Genomic DNA, 24,489 nt, shown 5'->3' with positions numbered 1-24,489 from the left:
GCGAGCTCACAGTTCGGTGGTGCCCGGCTGGTTGGGGTCGGGGGCGGGGAGGCGGCCGGCGTGGACCTCCTCCAGCTTCTCCACGGCGCGGCCCGCGATCTCCGCGACGCTGCCGGTGCCGGCGTCGTCCCGGCCGGCCTGGGCCACCCGCACGGTGTGGGTGCCGACCCTGACGATCACGACGTCGGCGATGATCGGGGTGCCGTCGCCCTCCCGCCGGTGGTAGCGCAGGGCGGCGCTGTCGTGCCCGGTGGCCGTCAGCCGCTCCAGCTCGGAGCCCAGCTCGTTCGGCCGACCCGCCTCGTAGGCCACGGTGACGTCGCTGCCCTCGGGTCCCTCGCGGGCGCGGAAGGTGCCGCACGGTCCCGAGGCGGCGTCGCGCACGTCCGCCACGGCGCCACGGGCGGCCTCGACGTCCTCGTGGGCCGCGGCGACGGTGGTGATGAACGGGCCGGTCTGGCTGCGGGCGAACCCGGCGCGGGCCGCCGTCTCCTCCTCGCCGTCGAACAGCTCGCGGCAGTCCGTCTCCTCGGGCCGCGGCACGCCGATGCCGCGCCGGTCGGCGGCGCGGGGGCTGTCGCTGGCCCAGCCGGCGGGGAAGTCCATGTGGTCCAGGAGCGCGGCGCGCAGCTCGCGCTCGGTCAGCGGCTGGCCCTCCGACTCCTCGGCCGGCCCCTGCGGGGCGGGCGCGAGGGCCGGGCCGAGGGTGTCGGGAGGCTGCGGGGTCAGCGGGGTCAGAGCGGGGAGAGTGAGCGCGGCGGGCGCGGCGACGGGCAGCAGACACGCCACGGCGAGGCCCGCGCAGGCCGCCGCCGAGACCCGTCGGGGACGACCCGGCCGGGTGGGGCCGGGGCGGTCGGCGGGGCGACGGCGGCGGGGTCGATGGCTTGCGTCCATGCGTTCCATGGCGCCACTCGGGCGACGCACCGGCCACCGTCGATCCGCTGTTCGGGTGAAGGCCGGGGCCGGTTCCCGACGCCGCGTCGCAGCCGGTTACGGATGGTCCGCGGACGGCTCGACCGGCGGCTCGACCGGCGCGACCCGCACCCACTCGATGCGGTTACGGCGGCCCGAGGGGGCCTCGGCGACCAGCCGCAGCGCGGGCAGGGGCGCGTCCTGCGGCATCCGCACGACCACCTCGGCGCCCGCGATCGGCACCCGGCCCAGGACCTTGGTGAGCAGCCCGCCGACGGTCTCCACGTCCTCGTCATCCAGCCGCAGGCCGTACAGCTCGCCGAGCTGCCCGAGGTCGAGGCGGGCGGTGACGCGGTGGGCGCCGCCGCCGAGGTCCTCCACGGGTGGCTGCTCCGTGTCGTACTCGTCGGTGATCTCCCCGACGATCTCCTCCAGGATGTCCTCGATGGTGACGATGCCGGCCGTGCCGCCGTACTCGTCGATCACGACGGCGACGTGGATGCGGTCGCGTTGCATCTCGCGCAACAGGTCGCCGGCGTTCTTGGTGTCGGGGACGAAGGTGGCCGGGCGCATCGCGTTCTCGACGAGTTCGGCCTCGGCCTCCCGGCTGTGGTGCACGGCGTGCGCCAGGTCCTTGAGGTAGACGATGCCGACGATGTCGTCGTCGCTCTCGCCGGTGACCGGGATGCGGGAGAAGCCGGAGCGCAGCGCGAGGCTGAGGGCCTGGCGGAGCGTCTTGTGCCGGTCGATCGAGACGAGGTCGGTGCGCGGCACCATCACCTCGCGCACGAGGGTGTCGCCGAGTTCGAAGACCGAGTGCACCATGCGCCGCTCGGAGTCCTCGATCAGCGACTCCCGCCCCGCCAGGTCGACCATGGCGCGCAGCTCCGCCTCGGAGGCGAAGGGCCCCCTGCGGAAGCCCTTCCCCGGGGTCAGCGCGTTCCCCAGGTGGATCAGGGCCTGCGGCAGCGGCCCGAGGACGCGGGCCAGCGGCACCAGCACGTGCGCGGCGGCGATCGCGGTGGTCAGCGGGTGCTGGCGGCCGATCGTGCGCGGCGAGACGCCGACGGCGACGAACGACAGCAGCACGAGCACGACGAAGGCCACCGCCAGGGCCTGCCATACCTCGCGGAACTCCTCCAGGCAGGCGTAGGTCACGAGGACCGCCGCGCCGGTCTCGCTGGCGACGCGCAGCAGCAGCGCCAGGTTCAGGTACCGGGTGGGGTCGGCGGCCAGGCTCGCCAGCCGGGCCGCGCCACGCCGCCCGGCCGCCGCCGCCTGCTCGGCGCGGTACCCGGTGACGGAGGTCAGGGCGGCCTCGGCACACGAGGCCAGCCAGGCCGCGACGAGCAGGCACACCACCCAGAGCAGGAGCACGGCACTCATCTCATGTCCCTCCGGGGCCCCTGCCCGCCGTCACGTGGTGGTGGGCGCGGGTGAGGGCCCGGAGAGCCCGCGCTCGGCGCGCCAACCGTCGACGATGGCCTTCTGGAGCGTGAACATCTCCGCCTTGGCCGCGGGGTCCTCGTGGTCGTACCCGAGCAGGTGCAGCACCCCGTGGACGGTCAGCAGCTGGAGCTCCGCGTCCATGGAGTGGCGGGTGGGCGCCTGCTCACCCTGCCGGCGGGCGACCTCGGGGCAGAGCACGATGTCCCCGAGGAGGCCCTGCGCCGGCTCCTCCTCGTCCCGGCTGGGCGGCCGCAGCTCGTCCATGGGGAACGACATCACGTCGGTGGGGCCGGGCAGGTCCATCCACTGGAGGTGGAGCTGCTCCATCGCCGCCGCGTCCACCGCGATCACCGACAGCTCGGAGAGGGGGTGGATCCGCATCCTGGCGAGGGCGTAACGGGCGATGTCCAGCAGGGCCCGCTCGTCGATCTCGACGCCGGACTCGTTGTTGACCTCGATGGCCATGGTCAGCCGCTGCTACTTTCCGTTCCGGTCGCGGTCCTCGTAGCGGTCGTAGGCGTCCACGATGCGGCCGACCAGCTTGTGGCGAACCACGTCCTGGCTGGTCAGGCGCGCGAAGTGGACGTCGTCCACGTCGTGGAGGATGCTCTGCACCTGCCTGAGGCCGCTCTGGGTGCCGCCGGGGAGGTCGACCTGGGTGACGTCGCCGGTGACCACGATCCTGGACTCGAAGCCGAGCCGCGTGAGGAACATCTTCATCTGCTCGGCGTTGGTGTTCTGCGCCTCGTCGAGAATGATGAAGGCGTCGTTGAGCGTCCGGCCGCGCATGTACGCCAGCGGCGCGACCTCGATCGTGCCCGCGCTGAGGAGGCGCGGTATGGAGTCGGGGTCGAGCATGTCGTGGAGCGCGTCGTAGAGCGGGCGCAGGTACGGGTCGATCTTCTCGTAGAGCGTGCCGGGGAGGAAGCCGAGGCGCTCCCCCGCCTCCACCGCGGGCCGCGTGAGGATGATGCGGGTGACCTGCTTGGACTGGAGGGCCTGCACCGCCTTCGCCATCGCCAGGTACGTCTTGCCGGTGCCGGCGGGGCCGATGCCGAAGACGATGGTGTGGCGGTCGATGGCGTCGACGTACCGCTTCTGGTTCAGCGTCTTGGGACGGATCGTCTTGCCGCGGTTGGACAGGATGTTCTGCGTGAGGACCTGGGCGGGGCTGGTGGGGCCCGAGCCGTCGGCGCTGCCGCGCAGCATCGCGATGGACCGCTCCACCGCGTCCTCCGTCAGCGGCTGACCGGTGCGCAGCACCACCATCATCTCGTCGAAGAGACGCTGCACCAGCTCGACCTCGGCCGGTGCGCCGGTGGCGCTGATCTCGTTCCCCCGGACGTGGATGTCGGTGTCGGGGAAGCCCTTCTCGATGACCCGCAGCAGCGCGTCGCCGGAGCCCAGCACGGTGACCATCGGGTGCTTGGCCGGCACGGTGAAGCGGGCGGTGGCCTGCTCGGCCGGGGGCGCGGGTGCCTGGTGTGTCGGTGTTTGCGTCATGGGCGGCCGCCGTGGGCCTGCTCATCCCTCTCTGTGCTCCTGGACGACAGGTTCCAAGCGTACGACGCGGGACCGACAGACCCGTAGGGAATAACCGTGTGCATCACACACGATCCGCCCTGTTCACCAGGGGACGTCGGGCGGGCCGTGGGGCGGCTCGTGGCCGTGCTCGTGCCGCGACCCGCCGCGCGGGCCGTCCGGTGGCCTGTGGGACCGCCCGTGCGGCTGCCCGTGGAGCTGGCTGTAGGCCCAGGCGGCCGACACCATCGTCATGTGGTGGTGCCAGCCGCGGAAGGAGCGCCCCTCGAAGTCGCGGAGCCCGAAGTCGGACTCCAGCCGCCGCGTCGCGCGGGCGACGCGGGCGGTCAGGGCCGCCAGGCGGGGGACGTCGGCCGCGGGGTTGCCGTGGGAGAGGCTGGTCAGCCACGTCGGGCCCGGCCCCGCCCCCGTCCTCACGCCGACGGCGGGGGGGCCGGGGCTGGTGGGGCCGGAGGGGCTGATGGGGAGGCCGCCCGCCACGTGGCCGGGGGAGGCGGCGTCGACGCCGAGGACGTGGTCGACGCCGCGTGCCCGAAGGGCCCCGGCCAACGACGGGGCGTGCGCCGCCGCCACCGTGGCCACGAGGGGCGCGGGCGGAAGTCCCCAGCGCCGCGATGCCTCGTCCACCAGCGAGACGGTCTCGGCCCACGCGGCGCGGCCCCTGACGCCGTCGGGCAGGTGGACGCGCTCCCGCGCGTCCGCGTCGTGGTCCCACTTCCCGCCGAGCAGGAGGCGCCAGGTGACCGGCCCCACGGCGCCGGGCGTGACGAGGAAGAGGGCGACGCCGATCTGGCAGTTGACGACCCTGCCGTGCTCGGCCACGAAACGCCGTGCCACGCCGACGGAGTGGCTGCCGCTCTTCGGGATCACGACCCGGCCCACCACCCAGGCGCGCGCCTCGCCACGCCCGAGGTACTCGTGGGCGAGGGCGCCCCTGATGGGTGCCCACTCCCACGGGCTCTGGTTGACGAACTGCTGGAGGGACTGTGTGACGCGCGGGGACGGCGGGCCGTCCGTCATCCTGCTGACGGACTTCCTGCCCTCGGTGTGCAGGAGGCCACGGAGGTAGACCTCGGCCCACCTGCGCTGGTCGGCCCTCGGCAGCGACCGGAAGACCCGCGCGGCGAAGGACGCGAGGGCGGTCGGGGTCTCCTCGCCCGGGGCGGCCGGCGCGCGGGGCGTCGGACACCCGGACGACGGGGGCACGGACATCGGGACCGTCGCCGTCGGGACCAAGGAACGTGAAGACACCGCTGTCCCCCTGACTGCCCGCTGTCTCCCTGCTCGGCTCGGCCCGCACGCTAACGGCCCGCCACCGGCCGCACCAGGCACGACCGGTGGGGAGCATCAGCTACCCCGAAGGGGCACCACGCCCGTGGATCTGCACAAGTCACACCGGATTCCCCGGCCCCCGTACCCGCCGCCGGTCCCGCGGCCTAGCGTGGGCGTGACGAGGTGGCGGGGAGAGACGGGCAGGGATCGATGACGGTTCGCAACGTGCTCATCACCGGTGGTTCCGCGGGCATAGGCCGCGCCGCCGTGGAGCGCTTCGCCCGCGCCGACGGCTGGCGCGTGTGGTTCACCTACCGCCACGGCGCCGACCGGGCGCGGGAGCTGGTGGAGCGGCTCCGCGACGAGGCCCGCGCCGCCGGCACGGGAGGCGGGGGCGGTGGCGACGTCGCGGCGTTCGCGCTGGACCAGGGGGACTGGGACAGCCACCAGCGGCTGCTGGCCGCGCTCCCCGGCCCGGTGGACGTGCTCGTCAACAACGCCGCCGTCGGCTCGAAGACCGTCGAGTGGCACGCACCAGGTCCCCCGCACCGGCACGCGTCGGCGTTCTTCCAGATCAACGCGGTGGGGCCGCTGTGGCTGGTCGAGCAGCTCCTGCCCGGCATGCTGGAGCGGGGCCGCGGCACGATCGTCAACGTGGCCAGCGTCGGTGGCGGCGTCACCCACTTCCCCGGCATGCGTGCGGCCGACGGCATGAGCAAGGCCGCCCTCGCGTACCTGACGCGGCATCTGGCCGCGGAGCTCGTGCACACGCCGGTGCGTGTCGTCGCGCTGTGCCCCGGGGCGGTCGAGACCGGCATGTTCGAGGCCAGCACGCTGGCGCGGCTGACGCCCGAGCGGCGGGCCGCGTTCACCGCGCGGCTGCCCGGCGGCCGGCTCATCACCCCGGAGGAGATCGCCGAGCTCGTGTGGTGGCTGGCGGGGGACCACGCCGCCGCGCTGCACGGCGCGGTCATCGACGCCTCCATGGGTCTCGGCGTCCGGCCCGACCTGATGGACGAGGCCGCAGACGACGCGGAGGCGGCCCCCGACGACCCGGCGGGGGCGGCCCCCGACGACCACGCCGAGGGGGCCCCGTGACGTCCCGCCAGGCCGCCCGGCTCCTCGCGGACACGCCCGCGATCGCCGACGCCCACTTCCGTGCCGAGGCCGAGCCCTACCACCCACGCCTGCGGCCGAACGGCTACCTCAACCTCGGCACCGCGGAGAACCGGCTGCTGTGGGACGCCGTCGGGGAGCGGCTGCGGCGGCTCGCGGCCGGGCTGACCGAGGAGGCCGTCCGCTACGCGCCCCTGCACGGCACGTCGGTGCTGCGCGAACGGGTCGCGGCCCTGCTCTCCGACGCCTGCCGCGCCCCCCTCGCGGCGGAGGAGCTGGTGGTGGTCTCCGGCGCCACCGCCGCGCTGGACGTCGTCGCCACCGCGCTGTGCGACCCGGGCGAGGCGATCGTGGTGCCCGCCCCGTACTACGGCGCCTTCGACACGGACCTCGCCGGCCGCTCGGGCGCCCGCCTGCTGCCCGCCCCCCTGTCGGCCGCCGACGGCTTCCGGCTGACGGCCCGGGCGGTGGACCGGGCGTTGAAACGGGCCCGGCGCGCGGGCGTGGTGGTGCGCGCCGTCGCGCTGTCCTCGCCGTCCAACCCGGTCGGCGAGGTGCACCCGCCCGACGTCCTCGCCGAGGTGCTGCGCGTGGTGCGGGAGCACGACGTCGACCTGGTCGCGGACGAGATCTACGCGCACGCGGTCTTCGGCCCGCGGCCGTTCACCAGCGCCCTCGACCCGTCGGTGAACCCCGACTGGGCCGACCGCACCCACCTGGTGTGGGGCTTCGCCAAGGACTTCGCCCTGCCGGGGCTCAAGGTCGGGGTGCTCCACACCCGGCACCCCGGGGTGCTGGCGGCGGCGCGGGCGCTGGCGTACTTCGCGCCGGTGTCGACGGCCACCCAGGACCTGCTGGCCCGGATGCTGGCGGACCGGGCGTGGGTGTCCGGGGTGCTGGCCGAGGGGCGGGCCCGGCTGGCCGCGAGCTACGAGCACGCCGTGGCGTGCCTGACGGAGTGGGGCATCCCGTTCGTCCCGGCCGAGGCGGGGTTCTCCGTCTGGCTGGACCTCGGCAGGTGGCTGCCGGGCGCCGACGCGGCCGACGGGAGCGCGGCGGGCTTCGCGGCCGAGGAGCGGCTGCGGCGCGGCCTGTTCGAACAGGCCCGGGTCAACGTCCTGCCGGGCGCCGCGTTCCACTGCCCGAAGCCCGGCTGGTTCCGGCTGTGTCACACGGTCGACGCCCCGCTCGTGGCCGAGGCGGTCCGACGTGTCGCCGCCCACCTGCGGACCCAGGGCGCCGCCGAGAAGTACGCCGAGAAGTACGCGGAGACGAACGCCGAGACGAACGGAGCCCGTCCGTGACCACGACGCCATCGTCCGCGGCGGCCCCCGGGCCGCTGGACCGCTGGTACGAGTCCGCCGGCGTGCGCGGCGGCGTGCGGCGGATCTTCCACGCCGAGGCCGAGCAGGGCAGGGTCTTCTTCCCCGCGCGGCTCGTGCCCCACCTCGACCACCCCGAGGTGCGCGGCCTGGGCCCGGAGCGGATCAGGGAGCTGACGGTCCGCCACCTCTACCAGTTCCTGCACTCCACCACCCACCTGGAGACCCGGGTGGTCAACGGCGCCGCCGAGCCGGTCGCCAACGGCCGCGCCGGCATGGACTTCCCCACGGCGCTGCGCATGGACGCCTTCAAGGTCTACTGCGACGAGGGCTACCACGCCCTCTACAGCCTGGACCTGGCCGACCAGGTCGCCGCCGTCACCGGGATCGCCGTGCCGCGCCTGGACTACGGCGGCTTCGTCACGGCGCTGAGGTCCGCCGGGCGCGCGCTGCTGCCCGACGACCCGCTGCTGGCCGGGCAGTTACAGGCCGTCGTCTTCGAGACGCTCGTCACCGCGGTGCTCAACGAGGTGCCGCAGGACCCGACCGTCGTCAGCACGGTGCGCGAGCTGATGCGCGACCACGCCAGGGACGAGGGCCGACATCACCGCTTCTTCTCCGACTTCCTGCTCCAGCTGTGGGCGCGGCTGGACCGCGACCGCAGGATCGCGGCGGGCCGCGCCCTGCCGGCGATGATCCGCGCGGCACTGGACTGGGACGTCCGCCCGGTGCTCGCGTCACTGCGCCTGGCGGGGCTCGACGAGGAGCGGGCGCGGGCGGTGGTCGCGGACTGCTACGGCGGGGACGCGGGCGCCGCACGCATCCAGACGGTCTCGCGGGCGACGGTGCGGCTGTGCGCCCAGGTCGGGGCCTTCGACCTGCCGGGCGTCTCCGACGCCTTCGCCGCGTACGGGCTCCACGAACCGGAGGACACGGACACCCATGGCTGAGACGGCGCAGATGACGGAGGCCTCGGGGGTGGCGAACGCCACGGACGGAAGCGGTCCGGACGGCGCGGTCGGGCCCGGGCCCGGTCCCGGTCCCGGGGTCGGGGTGGAGGTCGAGGGCCGTCACGTCACGGAGCCCGGCCTGACCTACAGCCGCTACCTCCGCGTCCCCGAGTTACTCGCCCTCCAGACCCCCTCCGTGGCCGAGGACGCCGAGGAGGCCCTGTTCATCGTCACCCACCAGGTGCAGGAGCTGTGGTTCGCCCGGCTGTTGACGGAGCTCGCGCAGGCTCGCGACCTGATGCTCGCCGGTCGGCCACGGTGGGCGCGGAGCCGGCTCGGCCGCTGCCTGGTCGTGGACCGCACGCTCGTGGCGAGCCTGCGCCCACTCGGGACGCTGCCGCCGCACGCGTTCCACTCCTTCCGGGGCCGTCTGGGCACGGCCAGCGGCGCGCAGTCCGCGCAGTACCGCGAGATCGAGGCCCTGTGCGGTGCGCCCTGGTTCCGCGTCGACCGCCTGCCGCCCGGCCTCACCGCCGCCGAGCGGAACCGGCTGCGCCGTCGCCAGGCCGAACCCAGCCTCTGGGACGCGTTCCTGCACCTGCTGCGGGGCGCGGGGCTCGCGGTGGACACGCGGGCGGAGCGGGCCGCGAGCCTGGCCCGGCTGGCGCGGGGGCAGGCCCCCGCCCCGGAGCCGGGCGAGCCGACCGAGGCCACCGGCCCGTCGGGTGCGGTGGATCTGGCGGAGGTGGCGGAGGTGGCGGAACTGCTCGTGCAACACGACGCGCTGTGGGCCGAGTGGCGCAACGCCCACGTGCTGCTCGTGGAGCGGCAGATCGGCAGGCTCCCCGGCAGCGGCGGCACCTCCGGCGTGCCACACCTGCGGGCGATGCTGGACCGTCGCTTCTTCCCCGAGCTGTGGGAGGTCGGCGACCCCGTCACGCGGGCCGACGCGACCGCCGTCGGCTGACGTTCTCAGCCGGTGCCGGTGCCGGCGCCGGTGGCGTCCCGACGGAGGGCCGGTATGAGCCCGGTCAGCGCCTCGGTGACCACCGGCCAGGCACCACTGAGCGGGTCGATCAGCTCGAAGTGTCCCGTGCCGGGCACCCGCAGCAGGCGGGCGGCGGGATGCGCGGCGACGTACGCCTCGCTGAGGGCGAGCGGGACGCGGATGTCGTGGGTGCCGTGGACGATGTGGACCGGCGTGCCCGGGGCCGGCAGCCGCGCCGGGTCCACCTCGGCGGCCTCGCCCGGCGGGCCGCCGAGGAAGTCCTCGACGGCGCCCTCGTCGAGGCCGAGCTCGTGGGCCATGGCCAGCTCGCAGACGGGGGCCAGCGCCAGCGTGCCGACGAGGCCGGGCGGCGCGGCCGTGGCCGCGGCCCACAGCGCCAGGTGTCCCCCCGCCGAGTGCCCGACGGTCAGCACCGACCCGTCGAACGCGGCGCCCTCACCCGCCAGCAGCCGCGGCAGTCGGGCCAGCGCCGCCCGCACGTCGTCCAACGTGGCCCGCGGGTCGCCGGGGCGCCGTCGGTACTCCACGGACGCCACCGACCATCCGGACCGCGACAGGGCCGCCGCCATCGGGCGGGTGTGGACCCGGTCGTACTCCGGGCGCCAGAAGCCGCCGTGGAGGAGGAGCAGCAGCGGCCGGCCGGCGGCCCGCTCGTCGCCCCGCCAGCCGTCCGCCACGTGCTCCGGCTCGTCCCCGTACCGCACGCTCAGCGGCGGGGGCGGCGCCGCGCGCCCTAAGACCGAGCGGTCCTCCCCCGCCGTCGGGCTCTCCGTCGTCACGCTCCGCGCCTCCTCATCGAGTCTCACACCAGTGTGGCGGACGCCTCTGACACGCCTCACGCGCTCACTCCCCCACCTCGCCCCGTTGATGCCAGGCGGCGTGGGCCTCCCCGGAGATCCGGAGGACGGAGGTGGGGCCGGGACAGCCGTCAGCCCCGGAAGCCGAGGGTCGGCACGGCCCTGCGGCGGGGCCAGGGCGTCGTCACGTCGGGCAGCGGGCCGGCCAGGCGGGAGAGGAAGGCGTACCGCTCCAGCGTCGGCGCGTTCTCCTCGCCCTCCTCCACCGCGTGCACCCGCTCCCACCAGGCGGCGATCTCCCCCCAGCCGGGCGCCGAGAGCGAGCCGCCGAACTCCTGCACCGAGAGCGCGGCCGTCAGGCCGGCCAGGGCCAGCCGGTCGGCCAGAGGCCAGCCCGCGAGGGTGCCGGTGACGAAGCCCGCCATGAAGACGTCGCCCGCCCCCGTGGTGTCCAACGGGTCGACGAGGATCGAGGGGACCTCGGCCTTCTCCCCCGTGCGCCCGTCGACCGCGCAGGCCCCCTGGGCGCCGAGGGTGACGACCGCGACCGGCACGTGCTCCGCGAGCGCGTGCACGGCGAGCTGGGGCGAGGCGGCACGGGTGTAGCGCAGGGCCTCCTCCGCGTTCATCAGCAGCGCGTCGCAGTGCGGAAGGTCCGGCAGCCCGGCCAGGTCCCAGCTGCCGGTCTCGTCCCAGCCGGTGCTGCCGAAGACGAGGGCGCCCTCACGCGCGGCTCGTCGGACCCACTCCTGGGTGTGTCCCGGGCGGAGGCTGGCGACGCAGGAGCGGGCGGGCGGCGCCTCGGCGAGGTGGTCGGGGTCGAGGGGCGGTGGCTCGTGGCCGTGGGAGATCATGGTCCGCTCGCCGTCGTGGGCCAGGGACACGGTGACGGGTGAGTGCCAGCCGGGCACGGTGCGGGAGCGCGACAGGTCGATGCCCTCGCCCTGTTCGAGGGTCTCCCAGCAGTACTCGCCGTACTTGTCGTCGCCGAAGGCCGCCGCCAGGCAGGTGCGCAGGCCCAGCCGGGACAGGGCGGCGGCCATGTTCGCGACGCCCCCCGGGCTGGAGCCCATCCCCCTGGCCCACGTCTCGCCGCCCCGCACGGGTTCGGCGTCGAAACCGGTGAAGACGATGTCGAGGAAGACCGTCCCCGTCAGATACACGTCGCACGCCGGGTCCCCCTCCGCCCGCACGGCGGCCAGCGGATCCATCAGCCCTCCTGCTCCTCGCCTCACGGCCTCACGGCCTCGCTCCCTCACGGCCTCACGGCCTTCGAGACCTCGTCGGCCCGTCACCCTCGTCGTCCGTCCCACGTCGCGCGCCGGGCCTCTCCCGACGCCTCTCCCCCGCCGTCCCCGTCCCCCTCCCCGTCGGCGCCACTATTGCCCTGGTCCACCCGAATGGTTCCAGATTACGGGCAGGCGACCGGTTCGCCGGCGATCCGCGTCGGCGGGGGCGGCCCGCTACGTCGCGCGGCGCCGGGGAAACGGCACCCGCCCGAGATCCTCCGCCACCGTCAACTCGCCCTCGAACCCCGCCTCGCGGGCCTCGACGGCGAAGGCGTCGGGGTCCGTGTAGCGCTGCGAGAAGTGGGTCAGGACGAGATGCCGCACGCCCGACTCGGCGGCCACGCGCGCCGCCTGCCCGGCGGTGAGGTGGCCGTGCTCCCGGGCCAGGGCCGCGTCGGCGTCGAGGAAGGTGGACTCGATGACGGCCATGTCGCAGCCCTCCGCGAGGGCGAACGCCGCGTCGCACAGCCGCGTGTCCATGATGAACGCGAAACGCTGCCCGGGGCGGGGGACGCTGACGTCGGCCAGTCGGACGCCGCGCAGGCTGCCGCGGCGTTGGAGTTCGCCGACGTCGGGGCCGTGGATGCCGTGGTGGGCGAGCCGCTCCGGCAGCATGCGGCGGCCGTCGGGCTCGACGAGGCGGTAGCCGACGGTCTCCACGGAGTGGGACAGCGGGCGGGCGGAGAGCCGGTAGGCGGGCGGCGACGGCTGGGGGCCGCCGTCGGTCGCGACGGGCTCGGGCACCAGCCGCGCGGTCCTGCGGTGGGCGGTGGCGTGGCGCAGCCGGTCGAAGTACGACTGGCCGCCGGCCGGGTAGTGGACGACGACGGGGTGCGGGACCTGGTCGAGGTGGATGCGCTGGATGACCCCGGCCAGGCCGAGGGAGTGGTCACCGTGGAAGTGGGTGACGCAGATCCGCGTCAGGTCGTGGGCGCTCACCCCCGCCAGCAGCATCTGTCGCTGCGTGCCCTCACCGGGGTCGAACAGGAGCGCCTCACCGTCCCAGCGCAGCACGTACCCGTTGTGGTGGCGGTGGCGGGTGGGCACCTGACTGGCGGTGCCGAGGACGACCAGCTCGCGGGCCGCGGACAACGGATCAACCCTCCAGGCGTCCGACCGGTTTCGGCCAGAATCGTTCTGATTCGGTCATGTGCGCCGGGAACTGGTCGGACTCGGTGACCCGACGGCGCCGGCGGCCCCACGGCGTCGGCCCCACGGCGTCGGACCCGCGGCGTTGACCGCCCCACGGCGTCGGCCCACCGCGTGGTCGCCGGCGCTCAGCCGGGAGGCCACTCCAGGCCACGGCCGCCCAGCACGTGGGCGTGGGTGTGGAAGACCGTCTGACCGGCGCCCGTGCCGGTGTTGAACACCACCCGATAGCCCGTGCCGTCGACCTTGTCCTCCGAGGCCACGACCCCCGCCTCGCGCAGCAGGTCGGCCGCGAGGCCCGGGTCGGCGGCGGCCATCGTCGCCGCGTCGGGGTAGTGGGCGCGCGGGATGACGAGCACGTGGGTCGGCGCCTGCGGGTTGATGTCCCGGAAGGCGACCGTGGTGGCGGTCTCCCGGACGATGGTGGCCGGGACGTCCCCCGACACGATCTTGCAGAACAGGCAGTCGGCCTGGGCTTCTCCCGCCACGGATCGGGCTCCCAACACACGCGTCACGTCAGCTTCGGGTACGCACGGATGGTACTCCGCCCCACGCCGACGCGCGGGCGGTCCCCACGTCCGTCACGGTGGTAACGTCCGCCGCGTCACACCCGGACGATTCGACCGAAAAACAATCAAGCAATCAAGCAATCAAGCGACCTAGCGATCCAACGATCTAGCGTTCAAGGGGCTGCATCCACCATGGCGAAGGTGTCGGGTTCGCGGACCGGCGAGCCAGCACGCGAACAGTGGGGATCGCGCCTGGGCTTCCTGATGGCCGCGATCGGCTCGGCCATCGGCCTCGGAAACATCTGGCGCTTCCCCGCGGTGACCTACGAGAACGGCGGCGGCGCGTTCATCGTGCCGTACCTGCTGGCCCTCCTCACGGCCGGCATCCCGCTCCTGATCCTGGAGTACACCCTGGGCCGGCGCTACCGCTCCTCCCCACCGGGTGCGCTCCGCCTGCTGACCCGGCCCGCCGAGGCGATCGGCTGGTGGCAGGTGGCGATCTGCTTCGTCATCGCCGTCTACTACGCCGCCGTGCTGGCCTGGGCCGTGCGGTACATCGGCTTCTCCGTCACCCAGGCGTGGGAGGACAACCCCGACGGCCCCGAGGGCTTCTTCTTCACCGACTTCCTCGAGAGCGCCGAGACACCGGGGGAGATCTCCACGTTCGTCCCGGGCGTGGCCTGGCCCCTCATCCTGATCTGGGTGCTGGTGCTGGCGATCCTCATCGCCGGCGTCCGCGGCGGCATCGAGCGCGCCAACCTGGTCTTCATCCCGCTGCTGGTGGTGTTCTTCCTGGTCCTGGTGGTCCGCGCCCTCACACTCGACGGCGCCGGCGACGGCCTCGACGCGCTGTTCTCGCCGGACTGGAGCGCGCTGGACGAGGGCGGCGTGTGGGTCGCGGCCTACGGGCAGATCTTCTTCTCGCTCTCCGTCGGCTTCGGCATCATGATCACCTACGCCTCGTACCTGCACCGCCGCTCCGACCTCTCCGGTTCCGCGCTGGTGGCCGGCTTCGCCAACAGCTCGTTCGAGATCCTGGCCGGCATCGCCGTCTTCGCCACCCTCGGCTTCATGGCGGCCCAGGCCGGGGTCGCGGTGAGCGAGGTCAGCGACAGCGGCGTCGGGCTGGCGTTCGTCGTCTTTCCCCAGATCATCTCGGAGATGCCGGGCGGCGCCTTCTTCGGCGTGCTGTTCTTCGCCTCGCTGGTGATCGCCGGCTTCACCTCGCTCATCAGCATCACGCAGGTGATCGTCTCGGCCGTGGAGGACCGCGTCGGGCTCGGCCGTCGCGCGGCCGTCCTGAGCGTCGGCGGCGCGGTGGGAGTGGTCTCCGTCCTCCTCTTCGCCAACGACAGCGGCCTGTACATCCTCGACGCCTCCGACCACTTCATCAACCAGTACGGCATCGTGGTGGCCGCGCTGGTGCTGGTCGTCACCGTGGCCTGGGTGACGCGCTCCCTGAAGTCCCTCCAGCGGGACGCGGACGCCACGTCCGCGGTGGGCCTGGGGCGTTGGTGGCGGATCTGCCTCGGCGTCATCACCCCGCTGATGCTGGCCTGGATGGTCTGGGACAGCCTCACCGACGAGTTCGACGAGAACTACGGCGGCTACGACACGTCGTTCCTGCTGTGGGCCGGCTGGGGCGCGGCGGTCGGGGCGCTGGTGGTCGGTGTCCTGCTCTCGCTGGTCCGGTGGCGGCGCACACCGCGGCAGCCCGCCGCCGAGGAGGACGGGGCGACGACGGCCACGGGCACGAGCACGAACGGCACGACGGGCACGACGGGCACGACGGGCACGAACGGAACGACCGACGAGAGGGGCCAGTGATGTCCGGGTCCGCCATCACGATGATGATCATCGCCTGCGGCATCGTCTGGGGTGGCCTGGTCGCCGCCGTCGTGTGGCTGACCCGCCACCCCGACCAGCAGGGGTGACGCGCCGACCGCCACCCCGTCGCGGCGGAGGCGCTCCCGGCCACCCGGAAACCGCCACGGCCGCGTTCCGCGTCCTCCTCCCCACGGGACGTGGGGAACGTCACCAACTCCCCACGGCCGACGGGTATCTTCGCCACACCGGTCGCGACGGCCGGTCACGGAGGGTCGAGGGGGGCGCATGGGCGACGGTCGCCAGGTTCACCGGTTCAGCTACGCCCGGCAGCGCGCGCGGGACGGCAGCGGCGGCTACCGGCTGGCCGGCGCCCGTCCGGACCCCGGCACACCGCCGGAGCTCGCCGAGGAGCTCGGCTCCCTGCTCGACCTCGCCGCCCCGGTGGGGCGCGACTCGCTCGCCCACACCCGTCTGCCGCGGGGCGGCGCGATGGTGTGCCGGGCGGGAGCGGATCCCGGCGGCGTGGAGGTGCTGTACCTGCCGCCCGGTGGGCGGTCGATGGACCACATGTGGCCCATCGACCTGTGGCGCTCCCCCACCTGGCTCGACGGCGAGGCGGACGGCGACGGCGGGCCGCGGCCGGCCGTCGGGGTCTTCGACAGGGAGTCGCTGACCGAGTTCGCCCGCGAGCGGCGGGACCGGCTCGCGCCGTTCCTCGCCGACGTGCGTCGGCTCTTCGCCCACCCGGCCGGGCGCCAGCTCGTCATCGTCGAACGCGACCCGGACACGGTGGCGCGCTGGGTCGCGCTGGCGTGCCGCTCCCTCGGAGAGCCCCACGCCCGCGTGCTGACGTTCACCACCCGCACCGACCGGCCGGACGACGCCCCGCAGCAGTTACTCGGGATCGGCCCCGAGGCGGCGCTCGACCGCGAGGACCCCGACGCCCTCCTCCCCTACCGGATTCACGACGGCGTGGGCGAGGCGAGCAGCCCGCCACGGGAGGACACGTGGGCGGAGCGGGCGGCGCGCTGCTGGCTTGAGGGCACGTCCCTGCCGGCGTTCGTCCCGCCGGCCGCCGCGCCCGATCCCGCGCCGCGCGCGCGGCAGCCGCGGCAGACGCGGCAGCCCTCGCGCCAGCCCCGCCAGCAGCAGCCGCTGCCGCAGCAGCAGGAACGGCCCCTCCCCTCCTCCGGTCAGAGGACTCCGGGCGCGCCTCCCCCGCAGCCGCCGCGTTCCTCCTCGCCCCCGGCCCACGACGGCGCCGACACCGTCACGGTGGCGTGGCCGCCCGAGCCGGCCGCGCCACCGCGCCCGAGGACGGCCCCGCCACCCACCCCCGCGCCCTCCGGCGCCCGCACCAGGCATCCCGTCGGTGCCCTGGCCGACGCCGCGCACCAGCTGCGCAGCGGGCCGCACGCCGCGCGCTACGCCCAGCACCCCGCCGAGCTCTACCGCGCGCTGATCGGCCGGCTGCCCGCCCGCCACCCCGAGACCGCGGCCGAGCTGCGACAGGTGCGCGAGATCGTCTGGTCGGCCTGGGCCCCCGACCTGGCCGGGGCCCGCGCGATCGTCGAGACCTGCACACCCGCCGTCGTCACCGACGCGGAGCTGCGCCTCGCGGTGCTGCGGCGGCTGTCGCAGGACGAGACGGTCGAGACGTACAACGACCACCGCGTCGAGCTGGCCAGAGGGCTCCTGCGCCACCCCGACCCCTACCCCGACGGCTACGAGCTGGACGACACCGATCGGGTCGTCGCCGAACTGCTCGTCCTCGGCCACGACGCCACCGGGACCACCCAGCGCGCCGGCGAGGCCCAGGTCCAGCTCCGCGCGCTGCTCGACGACGACTCGAAGGCCAAACCCCGGTGGGTGAGCGAGTGGGCCACGCGCAGACTCCTGCGCATGGAGTGACCCGACCGGGCCGACCGGGCCGGGTCAGGTCCCGGGACCGGGACCCGTCCCCAGCCCCCGCTGCCACCCTGGCCGGCCCCCGACGCGCCGTGCCCGACGCCCGACACCCGACGACGACCCCCACGACCCCGACGCCACGACCCCGACGTCCCCCACGACCCCACACCCCGACGGACAGCACCCACCCACCCCTCACTCGGAGAGGACCCGTGAGCGAGATTCCCGGCGGCCCGATGGCCAACCGACCGCTGCACTTCATCTGGCTGCTCGACTGCTCGACCTCGATGGGCTTCGGCGGCAAGATCGGCCAGCTCAACTTCGCCATCCGCGAGGCCATCCCCGAGATGCGGGCCGCCGCGGACGAGAACCCGGCCGCGTCTCTGGTGGTGCGCGCCGTCACCTTCTCCACCGGCGCCGCCTGGCACATCCAGAACCCGACCCCCGTCCGGGAGTTCCAGTGGCGCGACGTCTTCACCAGCGGCGGCACCGACATGGGCGCGGCCCTGCGGCTGGTGGCCAAGGAGCTGACGTCGCCGCCGATGCCGCAGCGCGCGCTGCGCCCCGTACTGGCGCTCGTCTCCGACGGCCTGCCCATGGACGACTGGCGCGCCGGCCTGCGGGCGGTCGACGCCACGCCGTGGGGGAAGCGCGCGGTGCGGGTGGCGATCGGCATCGGGGACGACGCGGACAAGGGGATGCTCAAGGAGTTCCTCGCCAACCCCGAGCTGGAGCCGTTGCAGGCCAACAACCCCAAGCAGCTGGTGGCCGCGATCCGTTGGGCCTCCACCGTGGCGGTGTCGGCCGCCTCGACGCCCATGGCCGGAGGCGACCAGCGGCTGCACGACGCCCAGACCGTCGTCAAGCAGCCGTTCGGGACCACCGTCCCCGACAACGACGACGATGACGTCTGGTGAACGACGCCTGGGAGGTCATCGACGCCGGCGTGAAGGGCCTCAAGAAGGAGTACAGCCAGGACTGCCGTCGGGCCCGCGTGGAGGGCGGGGGCCGGGCGGCGGTGCTGGCGGTGGCCGACGGCCACGGCTCGGCGGCGCACTTCCGCAGCGACCTGGGCTCACGCTGGGCCGTCGAGGAGTTCACCGCGTGCGCGCGGGAGTTCGTGCGGCGGCTGGAGGACGGTGGCGACGAGGGGTCCTGGCGCCGGCTCCACGCCACCGCCCGTGAGCTGCCGCGCTGGCTCGTGCTCCGGTGGCGGCGGCGGGTGGCGTTCCACGAGGCCAACGCGCCCTCCGACGGCACCCGGCTCGCCACCGGCCCGCGCGGTCCGACGGCGGGCGGCCCTCCGGACGCCAGGACGTACGAGGTCTACGGCAGCACCTTCGTCGGCGCCGTCGTCACCCGCGAGCTGCTGGTGTGCTGGCAGATCGGCGACGGGGACGTCTCGGTGGTGTGGGACGACGGCCGGCCGGAGGCGTTGCTGGACTCGGGCCCGGAGATCGGCGACGAGACCGAGTCGCTGTGTCAGAGCGCGGCGTGGCGGCGCTTCCGGGTGCACTGGCAGCCGCTGACCGGCCCCTCGGGCCCGCCGGCCGTGCTGCTGTCCACGGACGGCCTCTCCAAGAGCTTCGCCCACCACGCCGGCTTCCTGGAGTTCGCCGCCGGGGTGCGGGAGCGGGTCGTCGGCGAGGGCACGGCGGCGGTGCGGGAGCAGCTGGCCGGCTGGCTGACGAAGGCGGCGACGCACTCGGGGGACGACGCCACGCTGGTGGCGGCGTTCCCGGCGGAGCCGGCGGCCGGCCGGGGCGACGCCGGCCCGGACGCCGCCGCGCGCACGGACGCGCGCGGCGGAACGCGCACCGAAGCGGCGCGCCACCCACGGAACGACACACGCGACGCCGTGCGCGACGCCGTACGCGGCACCCCACGCGACGCCGCGCACGACGCGACGAACCACCCGGAAGCAACGCAGGCAGCGCAGGCGCAGGCGCAGGAAAGGACGAGGACATCATGATGGGCTTGCTGCAACGCGGGCAGAGCCTGAGGACCGACGACGGCGAGGAGGTCACCGTCGGCCAGAGCCTCGGCGCCGGCGGCGAGGGCGAGGTGTACCAGGTCACCACGCGCTCCGGCGTCTGGGCGCTGAAGTGGTACCTCCCGCAGCTCGCCACCGACTTCCGGCGCGCGATCCTGGAGACCCTGGTCCACCGGGCCTGGCAGGACGACCGCTTCCTGTGGCCCCGCACCATCGTCACCGACCCCCGCTCCCCGGGCGCCGGCCTCGGGTACCTGATGCCGCTGCGCCCCGACCACTTCACGGACCTGCGCAAGCTGGTCGCCCGCGACCCCTCGGTGACGCGGACGATCACGCCGCGCTCCCTCGTCACCATCGGCCTCCACACCGTCGAGGCGTACCGGGAGCTGCACTCCAAGGGCATCGCCTATCGCGACATCAGCTGGGGCAACATATTCTTCGACCCCCGCTCCGGCGACGTGCTGGTCTGCGACAACGACAACGCCGTGGTCGAGGGCGAGGAGGCGGGCGTCGCCGGCACGATGAAGTTCATGGCGCCCGAGCTGGTGCGCGGCGACGCGCTGCCGGGCATCCAGACCGACCTGCACTCGCTGGCCGTGCTGCTGTTCCTCCTGCTGCTGAACCACCACCCGCTGGAGGGCGAGCAGGAGTACCGGATCCACTGCTGGGACGACAAGGCCGAGCGCAGGCTCTACGGCACGCAGCCGGTCTTCGTCTACGACCCGCGCGACACCCGCAACCGCCCCGTGCCGGGCGAGCACGACACCGTGATCGTGCTCTGGGAGGCGCTCCCGCAGATCCTGCGGGACCTGTTCGTGCGCACCTTCACCGACGGCCTCGCCGACCCCTACAGCCGGGTGCGGGAGGGCGAGTGGCAGGACGCCCTCAGCATGGTGCGGGACGCGATCGTGGTGTGTGGCGGCTGCGGCCGGCAGAACCTCAGCCAGCCCGGGGGCGCGGGACCCACCTGCTGGAAGTGCGGCAGGACCGTGGGCCTGCCGCCGCGCCTGGAGCTCACCACCGGCACGGGCGGCCGGCGCGGCCGGCGCGACGTCCGGCTCCAGCAGGGCGCGGAGCTGTACGCCCACCACCTCCAGGCGGCGCCGGCCCGGCACGACTTCCGCGCGGTCGTGGCCCGGGTCACCGAACACCCGCGCCAGCCCGGCCGGCTGGGGCTGACGAACCTGGGCTCGACGCCATGGACGATGCGCCGGCCCGACGGGGAGGAGCGGGTGATCGAGCCGGGGAAGACGGCCGCGCTGCGCCCGGAGATCCTGCTGGAGTTCGGCGACGGCGCGGAGGGCCGGGTCTGGGACCGCTGACCGCCCGCCGGCCACGGGCACACCGACCGGCACGGCGGCGGGGCCGCCCGGCGGCGGTCACGGGCCGCCCGCGCCACCCCGCGAACCCCTGACGGCCACGACGGCCGCGCCCACGGCCCGGCGGAGCCCCGACGCCGTGGCACGCCAGGCACGGCGCAGCACCGGCGTCGTGGCCTGCCAGGCCCGCGTGAGCACCACCCGCGCCAGCGGCATCGACGCCAGCTGGGCCAGCGCCGTGCCACACTCCGCGACGGCGGCGTCGGGCCGCGCCACGGGCGTCACCGTGACCACGTGCGCCGCGCGGCTCACGGGAATCACGACCCGACCGTTGTCCCTCAGGTGCTGGCTGCGCGCCAGCCGGCGCTGCTCGCCCCGTCGGCCGCTCCGCCACGTCACCATGGCCAGCACGGCCGGCTCGGGCCACTGGAAGCGGACCTCGGCGCGCCGGGTGTCCAGCCGTCGCACGCTCAGCCCGGCGACGGTGCCCGGGTTCTCCAGGATCACGCTCGGCCCCGCCACCGCCCGGTCCCCGAGGACGCTCACCGCGACCAGCCGCGTCGCGGCGCGCGGCGCCATGGCGGCGACGGCACCCTGCCGCCCGTCCGGCCCCGGCTCCCGCGCGGTCAGCACGTAGGGGGCGGAGCCGGCGAGGTCCGAGCAGTCCTCCCCGGGCGTCGGCGGGGGGCCCGTCCCCCACGGGACGAGACGGCCCTCGCCGCGCGCGGGCGCCGACCAGCTGAGGTCCACCAGGCCCTCGCTCGGCAGGCGGCGTCCCGTGATCCCGCCCTCGATCGGCGTGGGCCACTCCACGGCCCGCGCCACGACCAGCCGCTCCGCCGACCAGAGCACCTGGCCGTCGGGGGCGGTGTACCCGCACGCGACGCGGTAGTGGTACGTCCCGGGGGCCAACGGACGGTCCGTCAGGGAGTCGTGCGCGCACGGGACCGCGAGGTCCATGCCGTCCGCCACGCGGAACGCCCTGGCGCGGCGCGTGGCCGGGTGGGCCCGCCAGGTGATCCGCACCCCGTCGGGCACGGCACGGGCGTGGGGGCGCTCGGGCGCCGGCAGCGACCGCACCAGGCCGCTGGCCTTGGCGACACCCGCCATGCGCCCGCCCCGCCAGGGGATGACGGCGTATCGCAGCGACACCGCGGGCGGCGGCTCGGGGTCGACGGCGGAGATGTCGGCGCAGGAAGTGTCGGCGGAGGAGGTGTCGGCGGTCACGGTGACGTCGACGGCCTCGGCGGGGCCGCCGTCGGGGAAGCGGAGCACCTGGTAGCTCACCCCGGCCAGGCGTGCGGCCGGCCAGGACAGCCGGACCCCGCCCGCGTCGGGGACGGCGGTGATCTCGGGCCGCGGGCCCGCGTCGGCCGCGTGCGCGGCGGCCTCCAGCATGCCCGCGCGCGCCAGGGCGTCACCGCCCGTCGCGCGGGCGATCCGCAGGCAGAGCCGGGAGGCGGCGGCGTGCTCGCCGGACGCGGTCAGCCGGCGGGCCCGCGCCAGGGCGGTGGCGACGGCCCGTTGGGCGGCACGTGCCTCCGCGCGCAGCGCGACGAGGAACGGGTCGGCGTGCGGCGCGTCCCCGGGGACGTCGGGCAGCGCGTCGAGCAGTTCCACGACGCGGGCCAGGCGCCGTGCCCGCCACGCGTCGGCGATCTCCTCGGCCGCCTCGCGGACCGGCCCCGGGCCGGGGAAGCAGGCCCGGGTGGCCTCGGCCAGCGGCAGGGCCTCGGCGGGGTGCACGCCGAGCGCGAGCGCCGCCTGCTCGTCGACCACGGGGGCGTCCCGCAGCCGGCAGCACAGCTGGTAGAGCACGAGGCGACGCAGGGCCGTGGGGCCGTCCTCGGCGACCACGATCCCGGCGAGGCGGTCGGCCAGCCGAGCGGCGTCCTCGGAGCGCGGGTCGCCGACGCGGCGGCGCCAGCCGTCAGCCGCCCTCAGGCACCAGTCGGCGTCGACGCGCAGGCTGTGCAGGCCGGGGCCGGGGAACCACAGCCCGTCCACGACGCGGAAGCGGCTGGCGTTCCCCTCGGAGGCGGGCTCCAGCACGTCCACGGCGTGGCGGAAGTCCAGGCGCCGCACCTCCGCGTCGAAGGCCCGGTACCCGGGCAGGCCGGGCAGCAGCGGCAACGGCAGCGGGGGCGGGGAGGGCGCCCCGTCCCCCGAGGACCGCTGCCCCGGCCGCCAACGCTCCGTCGGGTCGTACACGCTGCGCGCTCCCAGAGGTCGAGGAGGTGTCGGAGGTGTCGGGAGAGGTCGTCACGAGGGCGAGGTGTAGAAGTAGATCCACAGCTCGGCGGTGTTCGGCGGGTCGTTGAGGAAGTGGAAGTCGTGGGTGACGATGCCCTCGGTGAACATGTCGGGCCGTGCCCGCCCGAGGAGCCCGTTGACCTGCCCCGCGTACACCGTGCCGTTGGTGTCGCCGCCGAAGGTCAGCACGAACGCGGCCTCCCGCCCCTCCCACCGCTCGGTCTGCCTCCTCAGCTGCCGCACGATCGCCGCGTCCGAGGTGCCGGCCACGTCGATGGTCACGTACTCCCGCACCACCGACCGCGGCCCGGTGGGCCTCGGCGACGGCGACGGGCTCGGTGACGGCGAGGGGTCCGCCGAGCCGCTCGCCTCGCCCTTGGGCGGCGCAGCCAGCGGGTCGGCCTGGCCGCTCATCGACACCAGCGCGAGCATCAGCAGCAGGTCGGCGAAGAGCCATCCCGCCAGCACCACGGGCCCCAGGCCCCTGCGGCGCCGCGGCTGCCACCCGACACCGGTGCTCATCGGCCCGCGCTCCCGGGCAGCGGGGCGCCACCGGAGGCGCCGGGCGGGAGGGGCGGCGGGCTCCAGGCGGGCGCGGCGCCGGGCGCGAGGGCGTTCGCCGCCGCCTCCAGCCGGTCGGCCGCGTTCTGCCAGTGCACCGCCGCGGCGTCCCACCGGTCCGCGGACTCGGCCATGCGCCGCACGGCGTCGTCGGTGCTCGAGGAGCTGGCGACCATCGCCTGGGAGGCCTGGTCGGTGGCGCTGACGGCCGCCTTCGAGGAGTCGAGCAGCTCGCGCTGGACGCCCGTCAGGTCCTTGACGGCCTGCTCGATCTGGCCGCCCATCGCGCCGATGCGGTCGCCGACGGCCCGCATCTCGGCCGCGTTGGCGGCGCTGAGGCGTGCGGTCTCCCGGTGCCCGTCGCGGACCACCTGCTTCAGCTCGTCCGAGGCGCTGCCGAGCGGCGTGGCGGCGTCGGCGAGCCGCTGGCCCGCGGCCTGGAGGGCGGTGGTGGCGTCGGACACGGCGGTGGCGGCCACGGCAAGCTGCCGCTGGCCGTCGTCGGCCTTGGCGACCATCGACTCCAGCCGCCTGGCCGCCCGGCTCAGCTCGCCGGTGAAGCGGCGGGGCGAGGCCGCCAGCTGGGTGCTCAACGCCAGCTGCACGCGGGTGAGGACGACGACGAGGCGGCCCAGCAGGTGCTCGCGTTCCTCGGCCAGGCGCACCCGTTCCCGCTCCTCGCGGGCCCGCGCCCACGCGTGCCACAGCGCGGTCAGCACGAGGGCGAAGATGACCAGGCAGGCCAGCAGCGCCACGTTGTCGAAGCGGCCGAGCGCGCTCGTGCGGCCCTCGAAGCCGGACTGCCACAGCTGGAGGAAGGGGCGGGTGGCCTGCCGCGGCGCCTCCTCGCGCAGTTCGTTGTAGGCCCGGCTGGCCTCCAACAGGCCGAACCAGGTGATGAGCAGCGGCACGAACACCAGGACACCCAGCAGGCCCTCCACCAGGTCCTCCCGCACGGCCCGGCGCCGCATGCCCTGCCCGAGCCGCACCGCCAGCTCGCGCGGGCGCTGCCAGGGGCGGCTGGCGAGGAACGCGGAGACCCGCCGCACCGGGCCCAGCCGGGCGGGTGGCGGTTTCACGGCGAGGCTCTCCGGGCGGGCGAAGCTGGCCAGCAGGTCGACCTCGGCCCACTCGGCGAGGCCCCTGCGGTCACGCAGGTCGTCCGCCAGGGCGTTCAGCTCCTGGCGGCGCAGTGTCAACGCGTCGTCGCTGGCCAGCTCCCGCAGCTCGTCCGCGAGCGCGCCGGTGTCGACCAGACTCGGCTGTGGCACGATCCCTTGCCCCCTATAGCCCCTCGTAGTCCCCGGGT

General features: G+C 75.1%; 22 protein-coding genes. 10 read left to right on the top strand and 12 right to left on the bottom strand.

Annotated elements, in window-relative coordinates:
- Window positions 1-6: 6 nt before the first annotated feature.
- The 5 genes from ACTWP5_RS09080 to ACTWP5_RS09060 all read right to left on the bottom strand — a co-directional run bounded on the left by ACTWP5_RS09080 (window position 7) and on the right by ACTWP5_RS09060 (window position 5,112).
- Window positions 7-897, bottom strand: a complete 891-nt coding sequence (locus tag ACTWP5_RS09080; protein ID WP_443220275.1) for a hypothetical protein — start codon at window positions 895-897, stop codon at window positions 7-9.
- A 96-nt stretch (window positions 898-993) separates the two neighbouring features.
- Window positions 994-2,301 (bottom strand): hemolysin family protein, encoded by a 1,308-nt coding sequence (locus tag ACTWP5_RS09075; RefSeq protein WP_443220274.1) that lies wholly within the window; start codon window positions 2,299-2,301, stop codon window positions 994-996.
- 30 nt (window positions 2,302-2,331) lie between these two features.
- Window positions 2,332-2,829 (bottom strand): rRNA maturation RNase YbeY, encoded by a 498-nt coding sequence (ybeY, locus tag ACTWP5_RS09070; protein ID WP_443220273.1) that lies wholly within the window; start codon window positions 2,827-2,829, stop codon window positions 2,332-2,334.
- Between the two features lie 12 nt (window positions 2,830-2,841).
- The gene (locus tag ACTWP5_RS09065; RefSeq protein ID WP_443220272.1) at window positions 2,842-3,867 is read right to left on the bottom strand and encodes a PhoH family protein; all 1,026 of its coding nucleotides are present in this window, start codon (window positions 3,865-3,867) and stop codon (window positions 2,842-2,844) included.
- 123 nt (window positions 3,868-3,990) lie between these two features.
- Entirely contained in the window at window positions 3,991-5,112 is a 1,122-nt protein-coding gene (locus tag ACTWP5_RS09060; RefSeq protein WP_443220271.1) for an IS701 family transposase, read from the bottom strand.
- Between the two features lie 276 nt (window positions 5,113-5,388).
- Here ACTWP5_RS09060 and ACTWP5_RS09055 point away from each other — a divergent pair, with 276 nt between their 5' ends.
- Genes ACTWP5_RS09055 through ACTWP5_RS09040 form a run of 4 tightly spaced genes read left to right on the top strand, consistent with a single transcriptional unit; the run spans window position 5,389 to window position 9,533 of the window.
- Window positions 5,389-6,276 (top strand): SDR family NAD(P)-dependent oxidoreductase, encoded by an 888-nt coding sequence (locus tag ACTWP5_RS09055; protein WP_443220270.1) that lies wholly within the window; start codon window positions 5,389-5,391, stop codon window positions 6,274-6,276.
- The gene (locus ACTWP5_RS09050; RefSeq protein WP_443220269.1) at window positions 6,273-7,598 is read left to right on the top strand and encodes an aminotransferase class I/II-fold pyridoxal phosphate-dependent enzyme; all 1,326 of its coding nucleotides are present in this window, start codon (window positions 6,273-6,275) and stop codon (window positions 7,596-7,598) included. The genes ACTWP5_RS09055 and ACTWP5_RS09050 overlap by 4 nt, the downstream gene beginning before the upstream one ends.
- Window positions 7,595-8,566 (top strand): diiron oxygenase, encoded by a 972-nt coding sequence (locus ACTWP5_RS09045; protein ID WP_443220268.1) that lies wholly within the window; start codon window positions 7,595-7,597, stop codon window positions 8,564-8,566. Before ACTWP5_RS09050 ends, ACTWP5_RS09045 begins: the two co-directional genes overlap by 4 nt.
- Entirely contained in the window at window positions 8,559-9,533 is a 975-nt protein-coding gene (locus ACTWP5_RS09040; protein WP_443220267.1) for a tryptophan 2,3-dioxygenase family protein, read from the top strand. The genes ACTWP5_RS09045 and ACTWP5_RS09040 overlap by 8 nt, the downstream gene beginning before the upstream one ends.
- 5 nt (window positions 9,534-9,538) lie before the next feature.
- Here ACTWP5_RS09040 and ACTWP5_RS09035 read toward each other — a convergent pair whose 3' ends face one another.
- From ACTWP5_RS09035 to ACTWP5_RS09020, 4 genes are all read right to left on the bottom strand, one after another.
- Window positions 9,539-10,354, bottom strand: coding sequence for an alpha/beta hydrolase (locus ACTWP5_RS09035; RefSeq protein WP_443220266.1), 816 nt, complete (start codon window positions 10,352-10,354; stop codon window positions 9,539-9,541).
- 149 nt (window positions 10,355-10,503) lie between these two features.
- Window positions 10,504-11,583 carry a carbohydrate kinase family protein gene (locus ACTWP5_RS09030; RefSeq protein WP_443220265.1) on the bottom strand — a complete coding sequence of 360 codons (1,080 nt, stop codon included), beginning with the start codon at window positions 11,581-11,583 and terminating at the stop codon, window positions 10,504-10,506.
- Window positions 11,584-11,835: 252 nt separating this feature from the next.
- Window positions 11,836-12,753, bottom strand: a complete 918-nt coding sequence (locus ACTWP5_RS09025) for a ribonuclease Z (protein ID WP_443220264.1) — start codon at window positions 12,751-12,753, stop codon at window positions 11,836-11,838.
- Window positions 12,754-12,938: 185 nt separating this feature from the next.
- The gene (locus tag ACTWP5_RS09020; protein ID WP_443220263.1) at window positions 12,939-13,298 is read right to left on the bottom strand and encodes a histidine triad nucleotide-binding protein; all 360 of its coding nucleotides are present in this window, start codon (window positions 13,296-13,298) and stop codon (window positions 12,939-12,941) included.
- Window positions 13,299-13,583: 285 nt separating this feature from the next.
- Here ACTWP5_RS09020 and ACTWP5_RS09015 point away from each other — a divergent pair, with 285 nt between their 5' ends.
- The 6 genes from ACTWP5_RS09015 to ACTWP5_RS08990 all read left to right on the top strand — a co-directional run bounded on the left by ACTWP5_RS09015 (window position 13,584) and on the right by ACTWP5_RS08990 (window position 20,369).
- Window positions 13,584-15,146, top strand: a complete 1,563-nt coding sequence (locus ACTWP5_RS09015) for a sodium-dependent transporter (protein WP_443220383.1) — start codon at window positions 13,584-13,586, stop codon at window positions 15,144-15,146.
- Entirely contained in the window at window positions 15,146-15,253 is a 108-nt protein-coding gene (locus tag ACTWP5_RS09010; protein ID WP_443220262.1) for a methionine/alanine import family NSS transporter small subunit, read from the top strand. Before ACTWP5_RS09015 ends, ACTWP5_RS09010 begins: the two co-directional genes overlap by 1 nt.
- 178 nt (window positions 15,254-15,431) lie before the next feature.
- Window positions 15,432-17,057, top strand: coding sequence for a GAP1-M domain-containing protein (locus tag ACTWP5_RS09005; protein ID WP_443220261.1), 1,626 nt, complete (start codon window positions 15,432-15,434; stop codon window positions 17,055-17,057).
- 233 nt (window positions 17,058-17,290) lie between these two features.
- Window positions 17,291-17,971, top strand: a complete 681-nt coding sequence (locus ACTWP5_RS09000) for a vWA domain-containing protein (RefSeq protein WP_443220382.1) — start codon at window positions 17,291-17,293, stop codon at window positions 17,969-17,971.
- The gene (locus tag ACTWP5_RS08995; RefSeq protein WP_443220260.1) at window positions 17,968-19,026 is read left to right on the top strand and encodes a protein phosphatase 2C domain-containing protein; all 1,059 of its coding nucleotides are present in this window, start codon (window positions 17,968-17,970) and stop codon (window positions 19,024-19,026) included. Before ACTWP5_RS09000 ends, ACTWP5_RS08995 begins: the two co-directional genes overlap by 4 nt.
- Window positions 19,023-20,369, top strand: a complete 1,347-nt coding sequence (locus ACTWP5_RS08990; RefSeq protein ID WP_443220259.1) for a protein kinase domain-containing protein — start codon at window positions 19,023-19,025, stop codon at window positions 20,367-20,369. The genes ACTWP5_RS08995 and ACTWP5_RS08990 overlap by 4 nt, the downstream gene beginning before the upstream one ends.
- 57 nt (window positions 20,370-20,426) lie before the next feature.
- Here the strand turns inward: ACTWP5_RS08990 and ACTWP5_RS08985 are convergent, their stop codons facing one another.
- The 3 genes from ACTWP5_RS08985 to ACTWP5_RS08975 are packed head-to-tail and all read right to left on the bottom strand — an operon-like array spanning window position 20,427 to window position 24,451.
- The gene (locus ACTWP5_RS08985; protein ID WP_443220258.1) at window positions 20,427-22,577 is read right to left on the bottom strand and encodes a hypothetical protein; all 2,151 of its coding nucleotides are present in this window, start codon (window positions 22,575-22,577) and stop codon (window positions 20,427-20,429) included.
- A gap of 51 nt (window positions 22,578-22,628) precedes the next feature.
- Entirely contained in the window at window positions 22,629-23,141 is a 513-nt protein-coding gene (locus tag ACTWP5_RS08980) for a hypothetical protein (RefSeq protein ID WP_443220257.1), read from the bottom strand.
- On the bottom strand, window positions 23,138-24,451 hold the full coding sequence (locus ACTWP5_RS08975; RefSeq protein ID WP_443220256.1) for a hypothetical protein: 1,314 nt from the start codon (window positions 24,449-24,451) through the stop codon (window positions 23,138-23,140). The genes ACTWP5_RS08980 and ACTWP5_RS08975 overlap by 4 nt, the downstream gene beginning before the upstream one ends.
- Window positions 24,452-24,489 lie beyond the last annotated feature (38 nt).

The organism is Streptomyces sp. 4N509B (assembly GCF_052245655.1).
In the GTDB taxonomy this organism is placed as follows: domain Bacteria; phylum Actinomycetota; class Actinomycetes; order Streptomycetales; family Streptomycetaceae; genus Streptomyces.
The sequence above is the reverse complement of the archived record's forward strand: the minus strand, read 5'-3'. Positions and strand labels throughout refer to the sequence as shown.

Bases quoted from the DNA above. Each gene is read 5' to 3' on its own strand.
- ACTWP5_RS09080 (WP_443220275.1), bottom strand. From the start codon at position 897: ATGGACGCAAGCCATCGACCCCGCCGCCGTCGCCCCGCCGACCGCCCC.
- ACTWP5_RS09075 (WP_443220274.1), bottom strand. From the start codon at position 2,301: ATGAGTGCCGTGCTCCTGCTCTGGGTGGTGTGCCTGCTCGTCGCGGCC.
- ybeY (WP_443220273.1), bottom strand. From the start codon at position 2,829: ATGGCCATCGAGGTCAACAACGAGTCCGGCGTCGAGATCGACGAGCGG.
- ACTWP5_RS09065 (WP_443220272.1), bottom strand. From the start codon at position 3,867: ATGACGCAAACACCGACACACCAGGCACCCGCGCCCCCGGCCGAGCAG.
- ACTWP5_RS09055 (WP_443220270.1), top strand. From the start codon at position 5,389: ATGACGGTTCGCAACGTGCTCATCACCGGTGGTTCCGCGGGCATAGGC.
- ACTWP5_RS09040 (WP_443220267.1), top strand. From the start codon at position 8,559: ATGGCTGAGACGGCGCAGATGACGGAGGCCTCGGGGGTGGCGAACGCC.
- ACTWP5_RS09030 (WP_443220265.1), bottom strand. From the start codon at position 11,583: ATGGATCCGCTGGCCGCCGTGCGGGCGGAGGGGGACCCGGCGTGCGAC.
- ACTWP5_RS09015 (WP_443220383.1), top strand. From the start codon at position 13,584: ATGGCCGCGATCGGCTCGGCCATCGGCCTCGGAAACATCTGGCGCTTC.
- ACTWP5_RS09010 (WP_443220262.1), top strand. From the start codon at position 15,146: ATGTCCGGGTCCGCCATCACGATGATGATCATCGCCTGCGGCATCGTC.
- ACTWP5_RS09005 (WP_443220261.1), top strand. From the start codon at position 15,432: ATGGGCGACGGTCGCCAGGTTCACCGGTTCAGCTACGCCCGGCAGCGC.
- ACTWP5_RS09000 (WP_443220382.1), top strand. From the start codon at position 17,291: ATGGCCAACCGACCGCTGCACTTCATCTGGCTGCTCGACTGCTCGACC.
- ACTWP5_RS08990 (WP_443220259.1), top strand. From the start codon at position 19,023: ATGATGGGCTTGCTGCAACGCGGGCAGAGCCTGAGGACCGACGACGGC.
- ACTWP5_RS08980 (WP_443220257.1), bottom strand. From the start codon at position 23,141: ATGAGCACCGGTGTCGGGTGGCAGCCGCGGCGCCGCAGGGGCCTGGGG.